Annotated in this window: 15 protein-coding genes; 3 read left to right on the plus strand and 12 right to left on the minus strand. The window is 36.1% G+C overall.

Annotated features, from left to right (window positions below):
• Positions 1–108: 108 nt before the first annotated feature.
• Together GMB29_RS26600 and GMB29_RS26605 are read right to left on the minus strand one after the other, a co-directional pair.
• Entirely contained in the window at positions 109–495 is a 387-nt protein-coding gene (locus GMB29_RS26600) for a GGDEF domain-containing protein (protein WP_235883162.1), read from the minus strand.
• A 212-nt stretch (positions 496–707) separates the two neighbouring features.
• Positions 708–1,688: a Gfo/Idh/MocA family protein gene (locus tag GMB29_RS26605; protein WP_136356263.1), complete on the minus strand. Its 981-nt coding sequence runs from the start codon at positions 1,686–1,688 to the stop codon at positions 708–710.
• An 863-nt stretch (positions 1,689–2,551) separates the two neighbouring features.
• Between GMB29_RS26605 and GMB29_RS26610 the strand changes: the two genes are divergently transcribed.
• Entirely contained in the window at positions 2,552–5,881 is a 3,330-nt protein-coding gene (locus GMB29_RS26610; RefSeq protein WP_168733908.1) for a trifunctional glycoside hydrolase family 18/polysaccharide deacetylase/glycosyltransferase family 2 protein, read from the plus strand.
• 101 nt (positions 5,882–5,982) lie between these two features.
• Here the strand turns inward: GMB29_RS26610 and GMB29_RS26615 are convergent, their stop codons facing one another.
• The 5 genes from GMB29_RS26615 to GMB29_RS26635 all read right to left on the minus strand — a co-directional run bounded on the left by GMB29_RS26615 (position 5,983) and on the right by GMB29_RS26635 (position 9,765).
• The gene (locus tag GMB29_RS26615) at positions 5,983–6,711 is read right to left on the minus strand and encodes a hypothetical protein (RefSeq protein WP_136356267.1); all 729 of its coding nucleotides are present in this window, start codon (positions 6,709–6,711) and stop codon (positions 5,983–5,985) included.
• A gap of 299 nt (positions 6,712–7,010) precedes the next feature.
• Positions 7,011–7,499, minus strand: coding sequence for a methylated-DNA--[protein]-cysteine S-methyltransferase (locus tag GMB29_RS26620; RefSeq protein WP_136356269.1), 489 nt, complete (start codon positions 7,497–7,499; stop codon positions 7,011–7,013).
• A complete protein-coding gene (locus GMB29_RS26625; RefSeq protein ID WP_136356271.1) occupies positions 7,492–8,400 on the minus strand; it encodes a DNA-3-methyladenine glycosylase family protein in 909 nt (302 codons plus the stop codon). Before GMB29_RS26625 ends, GMB29_RS26620 begins: the two co-directional genes overlap by 8 nt.
• Positions 8,401–8,405: 5 nt before the next feature.
• Complete coding sequence (locus GMB29_RS26630) at positions 8,406–8,939, minus strand: bifunctional transcriptional activator/DNA repair enzyme AdaA (protein ID WP_211091265.1); 534 nt, start codon at positions 8,937–8,939, stop codon at positions 8,406–8,408.
• Between the two features lie 55 nt (positions 8,940–8,994).
• Complete coding sequence (locus GMB29_RS26635; RefSeq protein ID WP_136356273.1) at positions 8,995–9,765, minus strand: isocitrate lyase/PEP mutase family protein; 771 nt, start codon at positions 9,763–9,765, stop codon at positions 8,995–8,997.
• Between the two features lie 470 nt (positions 9,766–10,235).
• Here GMB29_RS26635 and GMB29_RS26640 point away from each other — a divergent pair, with 470 nt between their 5' ends.
• Positions 10,236–10,772: a DoxX family membrane protein gene (locus GMB29_RS26640; protein WP_136356275.1), complete on the plus strand. Its 537-nt coding sequence runs from the start codon at positions 10,236–10,238 to the stop codon at positions 10,770–10,772.
• 583 nt (positions 10,773–11,355) lie between these two features.
• On the opposite strand, the gene GMB29_RS26645 is transcribed toward GMB29_RS26640, so the two are convergent.
• Positions 11,356–11,652, minus strand: coding sequence for a putative quinol monooxygenase (locus tag GMB29_RS26645; RefSeq protein WP_136356277.1), 297 nt, complete (start codon positions 11,650–11,652; stop codon positions 11,356–11,358).
• A 31-nt stretch (positions 11,653–11,683) separates the two neighbouring features.
• Positions 11,684–12,322, minus strand: a complete 639-nt coding sequence (locus GMB29_RS26650) for a nitroreductase family protein (RefSeq protein WP_136356368.1) — start codon at positions 12,320–12,322, stop codon at positions 11,684–11,686.
• Between the two features lie 234 nt (positions 12,323–12,556).
• On the opposite strand from GMB29_RS26650, the gene GMB29_RS26655 reads away from it, so the two are divergent.
• Positions 12,557–13,219, plus strand: coding sequence for a TetR/AcrR family transcriptional regulator (locus GMB29_RS26655; protein WP_136356279.1), 663 nt, complete (start codon positions 12,557–12,559; stop codon positions 13,217–13,219).
• A gap of 265 nt (positions 13,220–13,484) precedes the next feature.
• On the opposite strand, the gene rlmH is transcribed toward GMB29_RS26655, so the two are convergent.
• The 3 genes from rlmH to GMB29_RS26670 all read right to left on the minus strand — a co-directional run bounded on the left by rlmH (position 13,485) and on the right by GMB29_RS26670 (position 15,550).
• On the minus strand, positions 13,485–13,964 hold the full coding sequence (gene rlmH, locus GMB29_RS26660) for a 23S rRNA (pseudouridine(1915)-N(3))-methyltransferase RlmH (protein WP_136356281.1): 480 nt from the start codon (positions 13,962–13,964) through the stop codon (positions 13,485–13,487).
• A 77-nt stretch (positions 13,965–14,041) separates the two neighbouring features.
• Positions 14,042–14,203 carry a CxxH/CxxC protein gene (locus GMB29_RS26665; protein ID WP_455029067.1) on the minus strand — a complete coding sequence of 54 codons (162 nt, stop codon included), beginning with the start codon at positions 14,201–14,203 and terminating at the stop codon, positions 14,042–14,044.
• A gap of 123 nt (positions 14,204–14,326) precedes the next feature.
• Positions 14,327–15,550: a S1C family serine protease gene (locus tag GMB29_RS26670; protein ID WP_136356284.1), complete on the minus strand. Its 1,224-nt coding sequence runs from the start codon at positions 15,548–15,550 to the stop codon at positions 14,327–14,329.
• Positions 15,551–15,649 lie beyond the last annotated feature (99 nt).

Consider the following 15,649-nt stretch of genomic DNA (forward strand, 5'->3'; position numbering starts at 1 on the left):
TTTTTGTTTGAATGAATGGTTGCTTTTAAAGCTGAGGCTACTTTAAATTGCCTGCTTAATTTAATATGAAAAAGCCTCTAATTTTTGGTACGGTTCACCTTGATGTGTCTAATTAAGGTTTGTAAGATATATTATCTCTGAATAGACACGCACTTGATTACGTCCTTCTCGTTTTGCAGAGTATAAAGCTTGATCTGCTTTATTTAAAAGCTGATAAAGGGTTTCCTCTGTCGCTTTCGTTGCCTCAGCCACTCCACTGCTTAAAGTAACAGAAATAACTCCCTCTGTCGTAATGAGAGGCCGCGCTTCAACATGTCTGCGCAGCTGATTAGCTAACTCTTCACCTTCTAAACCTGTCCTTCCCTTCAATGCAAGGACAAACTCCTCCCCACCATATCGTGTAAATAGCATGCCTTCCTTCAACTGAGTTTGGCAAACCTTTATTACATGCATTAGCAATTGATCACCATTATGATGGCCATAGGTATCATTCACTTTTTTAAAAAATTCAATATCAACCAAAATGACTGTAAATGGTATTGCATCATTTTTGCTGCAGCAAACTCTTGCTCACATTTTTATGTTTTTATGTTTATCCTACGTCATCTTTAGATCATTTTCATCATTCTCATAGCAAACGGAAACTCATTTAGATATAAAAGCCACCAATACAGGAGAGTTTCGTTTAATAAAATAAGGCGTATCTATTATCTCTTAACTAATTCACCCATGACCCAGTTGGTTCTCGCACCGTTCACTCCATTACTTGGGCACTGGCCGTAATTTCCAGTTAATTCAGCCATAATCGTTTCTGCAAGGGGTTGATGGACGTGCTGAGGTCGTTCAAAACTCCATTGCTCTTTTCCACTAGTTGTCGTCAAAACAATGGGCTCATCTCCAAAAGTGGAAAAGGTAATTTTACCTTTACTGCCGACGATTTCATTCACATCCACATTTTCAAAAGCAGAAAAACACCACTTCCCTACGCCATGGATTCCAGATTCAAATCGATATGTACCTGTCACAATATCTTCCGCACGATAATAGCCTGCTTGATTTGAAGCAAAACCTTGAGCTTCCTTAATAGGTCCCAGCAAAAAATCTAATATATCGAGCGTATGACTGGCTAAATCAAAAAACAGTCCCCCTCCGGACACTTCAGGTTGTAGCCTCCACGGGAGACTTTTTGAATCCTTCACGTCTTCCGAAGCTTTTTGGTACTGTGTTGTTGATACGAAACGCACGTCACCGATCACTTTACTTTCCAACAAATCTTTTATTTTAACAAATCTAGGCTGTGCCCTTCGGTAGTAAGCAACATATAAAGGAACGCGAGCTTCTTTGCAAGCAGCGATCATTTCATTGCATTCCACAAAATTAAGTGCCATTGGCTTTTCTACATAAACAGGTTTTCCTGCCTTGGCAACTTTAATAGTATATTCCTTATGTGAACCCGGCGGTGTCGCAATATAGACAGCATCAACATCTGGATCGTTAATAAGTGCGTCAGCATCATCATACCATTTTGGAACATTATGTCTTTTTGCATAGTCTTTCGCAAGTTCACCGGTTCTCCGCATTACGGCAACCAACTCTGAATTTTCAACTTTTTGGAATGCTGGACCACTTTTCACTTCTGTTACATCACCGCACCCAATAATACCCCAACGAACTTTTTCAAATTTCATGAAAATCGTTCTCCTCCTCTTGTCTCAACTTATTTTTTTCTTGTTCTCTACTGTAGCATTATGTGTCTTGCTCTTACTATAAAACTTCTCTATTAGATGTGTCCATCCTATAGAGAATGTTACAGTATGACTCTTTTCTTGGTTCGGAGGTGAACTAATTGATATTTATAGTTTTTAGTGACTAGAAACTTAAAAACCATTTCTATTCAAATACTCATATATAATTCAACTTTTACTCTCTAGTACCTAAATAAATTTTCATCGAGCGGTAAATGTTTTTCAGCCTACCCCCAAAATCTCAGAATAACGATCTAAGATTTTGTTGATAGTCATTTTTTGTCGAAAGAATTTGCCTTTGTCCGCTGGAAATGACACATTTAGGATAACTTCTAGTTAACAATACTGTGAATTTATTTATTGTATAAAATTAATTTATTAAAAATATTGTTATACATTTTTCGACACTACACCTATGGGGAGGAATCTATGTGAATCGAGTTTTTAGGTGGATTGTCAGATCCTTGTTTGCACCTGTCACTGGAAATGCAGGAGCAGTTGCGAGTACACTTGGTTTTTTTCTGGCCTTTTTACCCTTAGATAGTTTAAGAATTCCATTATTGCTTGCTTTTTCACTTTTGTTTCGTCTTAATATTATCGCCTTATTCCTTGGAACGTTGATTACGATTTTTATCCCTAATATTCGTGATTTACCCCTTCTGGATTTACTTGTATTGGAAGATTACTGGCTATTTTCTGCCCTTAAGACTAAAATACAATCTTCACAAATCCTTGCATCAGGTGCCTTCGGAGGCCTAATTGGTCTAGTCTGTTATTTTTTCTTCCACTGGTTTTACAATTTAGGGCTGAAAAAAAAGGAACGAAGTCAAGAACATGTTTTTCTTGATCCTGCAAAAAGACGCTGGTCAATTATTAAACGAATGAGTGCAGGCTTTACTATTTTTATTGTTTTAGTATCGACTATTTTTATTGAAAGCCTTAATACTAATCCAGTATTTCCTGAGCTGCAATTGAATAAAAGTACAGGAAAGAGCGGGATTGAGCCGATTCATACAAGTTTCAGTGAAGAAGAGATTGCTTCACAGGTTCAAAAGACAAATCTTTCCCCTCTTATTCAAAAAAATATGGGTTTATTGAACAAAAAACAAATGGAGACCAAACAAGAAGTTTATGGTTTTTACGTCAATTGGGATGAAAACAGCAAAACTTCTTTCAAAAAAAATATAGATTCTATTACAACATTAGTGCCGGAATGGTTGCAGCTTACTCCTAACCTTACTCTTAAAGCCAGCACTGATCGCTCAATTGTTGCAGACGCAAAAGCGCATGATATAAAGATTCTTCCATTAGTTAATAATTTTATTAACAATAAATGGGATGGCGATATCCTGCATCGGTTATTTACTACCCCCGGCGCTGAAGACCGTTTTATTAAAAATATGCTGGCTTATGTGAGAACCAATGACTTTGACGGGATTAATATAGATTTTGAAGATATCAATCCAAATGACAGAGATCATTTCACCCGATTCATGGATAAAGTTTATAAAGCCTTTCATCAACATGAGCTTATGGTCACAGTGGATGTCCCGCCGAATAACAATAGTTTTGACTATGCCGCTTTAGCAAATAGCACAGACCGCATGATTGTCATGCTATATGACCAGCACCACTCCATGAGTAACCCTGGACCTGTAGCTCCAAATGATTGGGTAAAAGAGAGTTTAAACGAACTCAATATTCCTTCCGAAAAATTGATTGTGAGTTTAGGAAGCTACGGTTACGACTGGGAAGAAAACTCCAGCAAGCCCGCAGTTGACATGACGTTTCGGGATATCTTGGAATTGGGCAGTGGAACCAATCTCAAAATCCATTGGAATAAGGAAACAGGAAACCCTTATTTACGATATAGAAAAAATGGAAAAAACCATATTGTTTGGTTTTTAGATGCTGCTACATTTTATAATCAAATGAAGTTGGCTATAGATAGCGACTCAAGAGGAATAGCGCTTTGGCGTCTCGGTTCTGAAGATCCTTCTATCTGGAATTACATTAACAAACCAGAGGATATCCTTAATCCATCCAATGCCCTTAAAACCGTGGCAAGTCCTGAATCTGGCCGCTATACAGGTGCCGGGGAGATTTTAAAAGTTACTGCATCCGAAAAAGGCAAAAGAACGATTCAATTGGATTCAAATGGGATGGTACAAACTGAAACCTATATTAAATTACCGAAGCCTTTTGAGATGACCCGGTATGGCAAATCTCAAAAGAAGGAAGTCGTCCTTTCCTTTGATGACGGTCCGGATCCAACCTATACACCACAAATATTGGACATTTTGGAAAAGAATCATATTAAAGGAACCTTCTTTATTGTTGGAGAGAATGCTTTGATGCATCAAGAGATAGTTAAAAGGATACATCAGGAAGGCCATGAAATTGGCAGCCATACATTTACTCATCCTGATATTTCGTCCATCACGCCATCTCGTTTGAGAATGGAACTAAATGCAAATCAGCGTCTATTTCAAGAAATAACAGGCTATACGATGACCCTTTTCCGCCCGCCTTATGTATCGGATACGGAACTGGGCAAAAAGAGCGAACAGGTGCCTATATTGCAAGCACAGGAAATGGGTTATACCCTGGTTGATAAATCGATTGACTCTGGCGATTGGCAAAAACGTTCCAGCACTGAAATTGTGAATCAGGTACTGGAGCAGCTGCCAGAAGGAAATGTGATTTTACTGCACGATGCTGGCGGTGACCGCTCCAACACTGTAAAGGCCTTGCCTATTATTATTAAAGAACTTAAAAAGCGGGGCTACACCTTTACCACCACTGCTGATCTAATTGGAAAAAGTGATAGTCAAATTATGCCCCCTGCTGTTCAGGACAGCCCTTATTCGGTCTATAACAAGGCTGTATTCAAGGTCATACAAGGCTGGCACTCAGGACTAAGCTTCCTGTTCTACTCAGCTATCCTTTTAGGAATCTTGCGACTGATTATCTTCATTTTCCTTTCTAGAAGACAGGTAAAAAGATATAAAGAGATCCAAGTCGACCCTAGCTTTACACCTTTTGTCAGTGTCGTTATTGCTGCCTATAACGAGGAAAAAGTAATTTGTAAAACAGTTAATTCAATTTTATCCAGTGATTATCCAGCTTTTGAGATACTGATTATCGACGATGGATCAAAGGATGATACTGCTGTTATTATTCAAAAAATCTATGCAAACCATCCACTCGTCAGATTAATTAAAAAAGACAATGGTGGAAAATCTTCCGCTGTTAATCTTGGTTTTAAAGAAGCAAGAGGGGAAATCGTGGTTGCTCTTGACGCGGATACACTCATCGCTGAAGATGCCATCTCATTGCTTGTTAACCATTTTAAAAATAAAAGTGTTGCAGCTGTTTCAGGTAATGTAAAGGTCGGCAATAAGGGGAACCTTCTTACAAACTGGCAGCATATCGAATATGTGACAGGCTTTAACTTAGAGAGAAGGGCCTTTGCAGCTCTAAATTGCATTACGGTTGTACCAGGTGCGATCGGCGCATGGAGAAAGACAGCGGTAGAAGAAGCTGGATACTTTAAAGAGGATACACTCGCAGAGGATACCGATATCACTCTTACTCTTTTACGAAATGGGAAAAAGATTGAATTTGAAGAAAAGGCTTATGCCTTTACAGAAGTACCGGAAGATATTAAAAGTCTGGCAAAACAACGTTACCGATGGGTTTATGGTACGTTACAATGCTTATGGAAACATCGTGAGGCTTTATTCAATAAAAAACATAACTCATTAGGATATATCGCCCTTCCAAACATGTGGCTTTTCCAATATATTTATCAAACAATATCTCCTCTTGCAGATTTATTGTTCATTATAGCCCTTTTTAACACACAGCCTGAAATTGCAGTTATTGTGTTTATTCTATTTTACTTGCTGGATTTCTTTACTTCACTATATGCGTTTCGTTTGGAGAAAGAAAGTCCTAAACCACTACGTTCATTGTTTTTGCAACGAATCTTGTACAAGCAGCTTATGACTTATGTGGTGATAAAATCCATCTTTTCGGCAATAAAGGGAGTAACCGTTGGTTGGAATAAACTAAAACGAAAAGGTAATGTAACTCAGGAAACCTCTATTGTGGAGGTTAAGGAAACTATCTAATGGAAACTTCGCACAGGTCTTTCCCATTTTGGGAAGGCCTTTTTTATATAATTTAGAACAGAAAAAGGATCACCTTCTTTTGGTGACCCTTTTTGAATGAATTACATTTCCTTTCCGTTGTTTCCCTTTTGTTCCAGATGACTCGCAGCCTTTTCTTGTGCGGCTGTAGAAACTTGTTGTCCACGGTTGACTGTTGTTGTGGTTGCAGTTGTTGAATTAGTTCCCTTCGGCGTGGGTGCAGTGGTTCTCGTTGGTGCTTTTGGGCTTGTCGTAGGCTTCGTTGGTGCTTCAGGCTTTGCGGCTGCATTTGTTGAACTAGTTTCCGTCGCTGTGGATGCAGTCGTTCTCGTTGCTGCTTTTGGGCTTGTCGCAGGTTTCGTTGTTGCCTCAGGCTTTGTGGTTCCACTTGTTGTTTTAGTTCCGGTCGCCGTGGATGCAGTCGTTTCTGTTGGTGCTTTTATACTTGTCACAGTTACCTTTTTTACAGCAGGATTTGTTGTAGTACTCTTGCTAATTTTTTCCGTATCCTGTTGAATGTCTGCTGTGGCAATCTCACTCTTGTCTCTATTTTTAAAAGCCTCTTGGGAAGCAGGAATATCATGAGAAATTTTCGTTTGACCGTCTTTCACATTAGATGTTGGCGTTTGATCTTTCACCGCTTTTTCTTCATGGTCAATTACATCCGCTTTTTTTTGGACTCCGGATATAATTAAAGCATTATCTTTTGTTAATCGTTTAGAAGATTCATCGACTAACAACGCGTTGGTGACAGAAAACGTAACAGATCCCGCTAATACCATAGCAAGGGCTCCCTTGGTTGGTTTGTTCATATAATTCCCCTTATGTTTTTAGTAATCGTATTAAAAGTATACGAACGAACCAAAATTTATTATGGGGGTATAAAAAATTGGGATTCTTTTTATTACCCATTCAACTAGTTCAGTTACCTGTATATATATTGAACTTCTTAAACTAAACATCTTTTATATCTACATTCAACTAAAAAAACCTCATTTACTTATGGTAAGGTTCTCCATAGTACATCTAAATGAGGTTAATAAACTTTGTATCCCTGTAAAAAAACTTATGGTTCTAGCTAGAAAATCGAAAAATGATGGTAAGCATTTCTTTAAGTCATGACCTTTTTAAAAGATCTTTCATGCTTAAGCAGCCATTCCTTCCTCCATAAACCACCTGCATAGCCGGTTAATTTTCCATTTGAACCGATAATTCGATGACAAGGAATCACAATACTTAACTTGTTTTTACCATTTGCACTTCCGACTGCTCTGATGGCTTTTTCATTCCCAATCAAAACAGCAATATCCTTATATGATCCTGTTTTAGCGTAGGTTATTCTAGTTAAAGCGGTCCACACTGTTTTTTGAAAATTCGTACCCTCAAAGATATAGGGAAACGTAAATTCTTGACGTATACCTTTAAAATATTCATCAAGTTGGTCAAAACAATCCATTAATACCTTGGGAACTTCGTCCTGCATGACATTTTCTGTTTTATCCCGTTCAGAGAACATGATTGAACAGATGCCTTCATCTGTTCCCCATATTTCTATAACTCCAATCGGAGATTCGTATTCTAATTTATGTAGTTTACTCATATAAGGACCTCCATAGATAAAAGGTAGCATATGCTTGCCAACCTTCCCAATTCATTGACATTTCTCTTATTTCCTCTATTGTCGGTTTTCGCTCAATCCCTAACTGAAGCATTAATGCATGATGAAGGCCGACATCCGCTATTGGAAAAGCAGATGGATAGTGTAAACATTTCATCATCACATAATCTGCCGTCCATGCTCCTATACCTCTAATACTCATTAAAGATTTTTGAATATGTTGATAATCTTGTTTTTGAAGCAAAATTTCTTTTGACAATTCGCCACTTGTCATGGCTTTCGCGACGCCAATAATATATTCAGCCTTCCTAACAGTAAATTGAAGTTTCCTTAAATCATCCACTTCTATGGATGCAATTTTTTTGAATTCAGGAAATAACCAGAACGTGTCTCCCTCGATAGTAAAACTTTCTCCGAATTGTTCAACGAAACGTTTCTTTAATGTATATGCAAATGTTAAATTGATTTGTTGTCCAATAATCGCCCAGGTCAGCGCTTCAAATAGATCTGGAATACATATTATCCGTAAACCATAATATTTAGGGGCAATTTGTTTCAAAATCATATCTTTACTGGCTACTTCATAAAAATCCCCCAACGCTTGATCCAAATCAAACCATTCCCATATATAGGATACTACTTTTTCAAGAGTGCTTATAGATGGGGTACTCATTGGGAATTCAACTTGAATTGAATGTGAGGTGCTTCCTATTTTTAATAAAACCACTTCTCCGTTCACTTTTACCAGTTTATATAAATAACCATCTTTTATTAGATGCATTACTTCCTGCTCAGATCTACCTAAGAAAACTAAACACTCTTTAAAATTAAATTCGGGAGGCGGATAAATCTCAATAGATAAACCTTTATCGATCCATTTCATTTCTGTCATTCCTTATTTAAGAGCGTTCGATATTCACTTGGTGAGGAATTTTTTAAACGTCGAAACACCTTATAAAAATTTGAAGGACTTTGAAATCCGACCTCATAGCAAATCTCAAGGTTCGTTCGATCTGTACTTGTAAGAAGATAAGCCGCTTTATCAACTCGTATTTTTTCCAAATAGGTACGAGGAGTTTCTGAAGTTTCTTGTTTAAATAACCTTTCAAGATAATAAGAACTTACACCAACATGATTTGCAATATCCTGTAATTCAAGCTTTTGTTTATAATGATTTACTAAGAACGCAACGACATTTCTGACAAGTTCAATATGTGGAGAATGATCAGATTCTGGTTGACATCTTTTGCAAGCACGAAAACCAGCTTTTTCAACTTCTTTGATATCATAGAAGAATTCTACATTTATTTTTTTCGGCTTTCTTGATCTACAGGAAGGACGGCAGTAAATTTTGGTTGTTTTCACTGCCGTAAAAAATAACCCATCATATTTACTATCACAAGCAATGATTTTCTCCCACATTTCTTCAAAAGAAAGATTGATATTAGCCCCCAATATACTCTCCGTCCTTTCTAGTTTAATCTTCATATAAATGTGAAGTATCCTTAAACTCTACTAATCGCTCCGCATTCTTTTCCAAAAAAGCAATATAATGGTCAGATAGAGCATTTCCGAAACTAAAACGTTTAACACCTAATTCCCTAAGCTTATTACAATTCGTTAGTCCAGGTAAAGATAATACATTAAGTGGTGCATTTACAATCATAGTGATTTTTCTTATCTCATCATGATCGATCAATCCAGGAACAAATATTCCACTAGCTCCACTCTCCACATAGGACTTAGCTCGATCAATAGTCTCTAGTAATGGTTTATTGCTCTGTAAATAAGTGTCCGTTCTAGCGTTAATATAAAAATTTTTATAACCATTTTTATCTAGAGCCGATCTAATTTTTGATAAAAGGTTACAGTGCTCCAATATATCTCTTAACCCTTTTTGTTTTTTCAGTGAATCCTCAATATTTATTCCAGCAACTCCAACATCTGCTGTTTTTAAAACATTGGTAACAATTTGTTCCGTGCCATCACCATAGCCTGCCTCAATATCTGCGGAGACAGGTATTTTCACATTTTCTGTAATTGTTTTGATGATTCCAAGATGTTTTTCAAAATCAATTAATTCACCATCAGCATATCCAAAAGAATTAGCAATCCCCCAGCTCGTCGTGCCAATCGCTTTAAATCCCACTTTCTCGAGTGTTAAGGCGGATAGGATATCCCACGCATTTCCTAAAAATAAAACTTCCTTTGACGTATGCAGCTCATTGAATTTCTGAATTTTATTCATTTTATTGCCTCCTAATGGTTGTTGGACTCATTTTAACAAGGAAGCTATCTTCTTTTCGTCCTCATTCTTGCTCTTATGGTCTATGAAAATGAAAAAGAGAAATTTATTCAATTCCTCTTAAAAAAACTCATTTACTTATGATACGGTTCACCGTAAGAATACAATGTACATAGTTAGTTTATAACAAAAAGTATTTATATCTATATAATCTCTTCCCCACCAATTAGTGTGGGCTCTTAGGTTTCCTGCTCTAACAAAATAAAAAAAATACTCCATTAATATTTATTAATATTCTTTTCGATGTGGTAAAATATTTTGCGTTAGGGAAACTTTTTTTTGATAGTAATGCATATAATGCAAATAGTCCAAAATCAAACATACAATTTTTTTTTGTACTTATTTTTTACCTAAGGCAAAAAAGTTTATATAAGAAAAAACAACCTAAATATTTAAAAGGGAGGAGTAGTCGAATGGCAATTCAATCAAAAGTAAATAAAAAAAGATGGTTGTTTCCATCTCTTATTGTTTTAATGCGTATTCTCTTTGGAATTGGTTGGCTATTAGCTGGAGTAACCAAAATTTCCGAAAAATTATGGTTTAAAGAACCGGGGGTATTTCTGAATGAATATTTAATCAGTGCATTAGAGAAGCCAAATGTCACATTATTTTATAAAGTTTTCATTGAAAACGTATTATTAGAATATGTGATGACTTTAAACTATGTCATTCCTATCGTTCAAATTATTCTTGGTGTACTTATTATAATGGGATTACTTACTATACCATCAATCTTAATCTGTCTCTTTATGCACATTAACTTCATACTTTCTGGAAATATGAATTTAATGAGCCTTGTTCTTTATACGAGTGCGTTTACATTAATCATTTTTAGAACGAAAATTTATCATTTAAGTCTTGATAAGTATTTTAATCTAGATTTATGTTTACAACCAATGAAAATAAAAGAGAAAACAACAACTCCATGCCACCTGAGAAAGAAATGCTGAGTAACACCTAATCTATTACCATTAGTTAAATATGTCTATTAACATTAAAGTAATCCAATACAGCAACCCAAGGATATTAAATAATACAAATAAATATAATAAAATTCTAGTAACCTTCATTGTCATTACTTCCTTTACTTATTGATGTTAATAGTGTTTCATAGCAATTATATTCTAAAATAACCTTAACATTACATTAAAGTATATAATAAATTACCGTCACTAAAAATTAGTGACGGTAATTTATTATACTTACATCATTACGATTAATTACAATAAGAAAATTGAATAATTCTTTATTCTTTTCTTAAAGGAACTTTGTACTACTTATGATACGGTTCACCGTATTTTATCTAAATGAGGTTTTTATTTTCTCATTTTTAAAAATAGCATAGTTGAAATGTCTCTTGATATAATCAATCATATGTGAAAAGTCTATACAGCTAAAGAACATTACTTGCAGCTTTAAAGAAAAGCCTATTCAAGATTTAATGTCCTTGCGTAGGCTTGTTTGCTTTTTGGAAAAAAACCTTATTTACTTATGATACGGTTCACCATTTCATTCTATTTAAGAGGCCGAAATCTATAATTTTAATGGCTGCCCCTCAAATGCTTTAACCTCTAATGGTGCAGTCAAAAAGTCCTTTGCATTTGCTACGAACTTGGTAAAGTGCTCGCTTGAGTTATGATTGGCAACAGCTTGCATATCCTGCCAAACTTCCACCATCGTAAATACATTTTCGCTTTCTGTATCTTTTTGAAGGCGATATGAAATATTTCCGTTTTCTTCTCTTGAGGCAGCAATTAACGGCTGAATTTCCTCTAGAAACAAATCCTGTTTCGCTGGATTTATATGGAATGTTGCATGAATAATAATCATCGAACGTCAATCCCTTCTTATTTACATTTCATTACTTCCATTGCGCGACTTGATCAATAGGCAGACGAACTGATGGATGTCCGTTATCTGCTGCTTTACCAATAGAGATTAACATAACCGGAACATAACGGTCTTTATCCAATCCAAATGCTTCTGCAATTTTGTCTTTTTCATATCCGCCGATTGGATTTGTATCGTATCCATAAGCGCGGGCAGCAAGCATGAACTGCATGGATACAAGTCCGCCATCCACTAAAACAACATCTTTCAAATCTTCACGTGAAATCGTTTCAAAATAGCCTGAAAAGGAAGCATGAATTCCTTCTTTTACTTCTAAAGGCATAAATCCCTTCTCTACAGCTGCGCCGTAGATTTCTTCAAATTTCTCAAAATTATTCATATCACCAAAAACAGCAATAACTGCTGATGATGTTTCAACTTGAGTTTGGTTAAAACGTGCCAGTGGGGCAAGTGTTGCTTTTGCCTCAGGACTTTCAATCACAAGAAAGCGCCATGGCTGCATATTAACAGAAGAAGGAGCACGTGTTGCTAATGTAAGAATCTCTGTCATTTCTTCATGGCTGATTTTTACGGACTTATCATAATTTTTAATGGAACGGCGTTCTGTCACAATTTTATTAAAATCATTCGTTATTTGTGCTGTAGTCATAGAAGTCATTGTTATATTCTCCTCTTTTCGTTTTGATTATTGTTTATAATATTTGAGTTCTTTAAATACTTTCCATTCATTTTAGACAAAAATATTATAAAATGTCTAAAATGTTAACTACGTATAACCTTACTCCACTTTCTTTTAGTTGTAAACTGAAAAGAATTGGAATATCAAAATTTGAATGAACACCATTGGATTATGATATAATTTCCTGATAAAGGGAGTGGTAGTTTGAGAAAAATTGCACCTGATGAAAGACAGATGATGAGAAAAGCCTATGTAAAAAAGTTAATCCATGTCGTTCGGACTCAAGGATTCCTTTCCCTTACCATTCAAGATATCGCAAAAACGATGAATTTAAGCCGGGCTTCCTTGTATAACTACTTTTCTTCGAAGGAAGACATTATTATGGAGCTGACTAATCTCTGTATTGATTATATAAATGAAGCTGGTCAAACCATTTCCAATGAAGAGTTATCTTATCCACTTCGTTTCCAAAAAGTGTTTGAACAAGCTGTTTTTTCAGCTGTCTATGCTTCAGATATTTATTTGGCTGATTTAAAAACAAGCTGTAGGCATCTTTATGAAAAAAAGATGCAATCAAGAAAAGAACAACTTTCTGCCATTCATACCTTTTATCGAAATGGCATGAAAGCAGAAGTTTTTAATCAATTGAATCCCTCAATCTTAATTATTCAGGATGAAACTGTACTAGGGAAATTGGTGAATACAGCCTTTTTAGTGGACGAGGAAATGTCATTGAAACAGGCTCTATTCGATTATTATGTGGCGAAGAAAACCCAGATCCTAAAGCCCGAGTACTTGCAAAACACGGAGCATGAAGATATTAATGCAATGGTGGAAGGCATCCTCAAAAAACTGGCAGCCATCTAATGACTATAAAAAAGACTCTTACTCGCTGGTAAGAGTCTTTAGTATTTTTTGTTGGCAACTATACGTTTTTAAACGAGCTTTATATTTTCTGTTGAATTCTGTTTAAAATGGTTGATAGTGTTTGATTTAAATTCTTTAATTCCTTCATGTCTAAGGACAGATTTTCTAGCAATTTTGATTGAAAAGAACTGTAGACAAATGCCTACAGTTCTTTGTTTTTGACATCTTATTGCTTAAGGAATTAAAACTACTTTTAAAACCTCATTTACTTATGATAAGGTTCCCCCCGATTAATCCGAAAAGCACGATAAACCTGCTCTAATAAAATCAACCTCATCAACTGATGCGGAAATGTCATCTTCGAAAACGAAAGCGTATCATTTGCTCTCTTCATGACAGTTTTACTTAATCCAAGCGATCCGCCAATGACAAATGTTACTTTGCTTTTTCCGTATGTCGCGAGTTGATCGAGATCTTTTGCGAGTTGCTCTGATGATTTCATTTTACCTTCGATGGCAAGGGCAATGACATGTGTGTCATCGCTTATTTTACTGAGGATTCGCTCTCCCTCTTTTTCTTTCACTTGCTCCATTTCTGTTTCACTTAAGTTTTCTGGTGCCTTTTCGTCTGGCAGCTCAATGATGTCTAATTTTGCATAGATTGAAAGTCGTTTTAAGTATTCGTCAATTCCTTGCTTTAAATATTTTTCTTTCAGCTTACCAATTGTCACGATTGAGATGTTCACGCTTGTTCCCCATTTCAAAACGAAAGATAAAAGTTATACACATTTCCTTCGAAGTTATCCACAACCAAAGCCGAATATTAGTTCCCCACTATATATACAGCTGGGTTTTCACACATTTCACAAGTTGTGGATAACTTACTGTTTTTTTCTATTTTTTCGATTTCTGGTGCTAATTCTTTTTCATCCACATACATATCTATCGCTAATTCAATATGTTCTTCACAGCAAAGCATCTTCATTCCTCCTTTATCAACATGTGGATAATTGTTTTATATCTTTACTTTTTCCACATTCACAGGAAATAATGATCATTGTCTCGATTATCCACAACCCTTATTTTCCGCAAAAAAGGGAGCTGAAAATTAGCTCCCTAACAAGTTTTCTTCGCCTAATTTCATCTTACCTGTTTTCTTTTCTCCAGCTCGATAATACGTAAATTCCACCGTATCTCCTACTTCTTGCTTATATAATATTTTTCTTAGTTCAATAATGTCTTTGACCTCTTGACCGTCTAATTCAGTGATGACATCAAGTTCCTGTAGACCAGCTTGTGCTGCAGGTGATACTGGATCAACACTCATGACGACGATCCCTGAAACAATGTCTTTTGGAAGCTTTAATGTTTGCTCAAGATGATAGCTCGAAACTTCATTTAACGATCTCATTCCTATACCCATATAAGGTCGTCTAACTTCACTATATTTTTCAAGGTCTTCAATGATCGGCAGGGCAAGATTTATTGGAATCGATAATCCTATTCCCTCAACAGCAGATTCCGCAATTTTCATGGAATTAATCCCAATGACTTTGCCATCGATGTTTATTAACGCTCCGCCACTATTTCCCGGGTTAATGGCAGCATCTGTTTGCATTACTTCTGCATTCCAATCTACTTGTCCATCTCCATCTGAATCAATTGGGATTGCTCTTTCTGTTCCAGAAATAACCCCCTGTGTAACAGAACCTGAAAATTGTAATCCTAATGGATTTCCAATGGCTATAACTGGCTCACCAGGCTTTACCTTATCAGAATTCCCAAATTCAGCGACTTGTTCAATTTTCGCGCTGTCGACACGTAAAACTGCTAAATCTGTTAATTGATCACTTCCGAGTATTTCTGCGGGAACTCTTGTCCCATCACTTAAGCTAATTTCTACCTGTGACGCGCCGGCAATAACATGATGATTTGTTGCAACAAAAGCATTTTTTCCCTCTTTCTTATATACCACACCAGAACCGGTCCCAGCTTCACCTGTTTCATTCCAAAAGCCTGCTTCTTGAAGATTGACAACACCGACAACAGCATCTGAAACCTCATCAACAACCTCTGTTATGGCTGTATTTACATTAACAGATATATTTTTAGTTGGTCCGGTTGTGACTGCTGGATCATCTTCTTCTGTCTCCTCACCACTTAAATCCATGTCATATGGTAAAAAGTCTAAATTAGATAAAGTAGGGATTGCCACCAACATGAGAAATCCGCCGAAAATGGCTCCAATTAGTCCTGCTAAAAACCATCCACCTCTATTTCCCTTTTGTTTTTTCGTATTTTCGTTCTCATAATCTTGATCATAATAGCCCACTACTTGTCACCATCCCTTTCCTTACTGCAACTTGAATAGTGTACTGTACATCTAACTATCATTATTCTCTTGACTATTAAAATTTAACCAGGCAGATCC

Origin of the sequence: Metabacillus sediminilitoris, from assembly GCF_009720625.1 — a bacterium.
Classification (GTDB): Bacteria; Bacillota; Bacilli; order Bacillales; family Bacillaceae; genus Metabacillus; species Metabacillus sediminilitoris.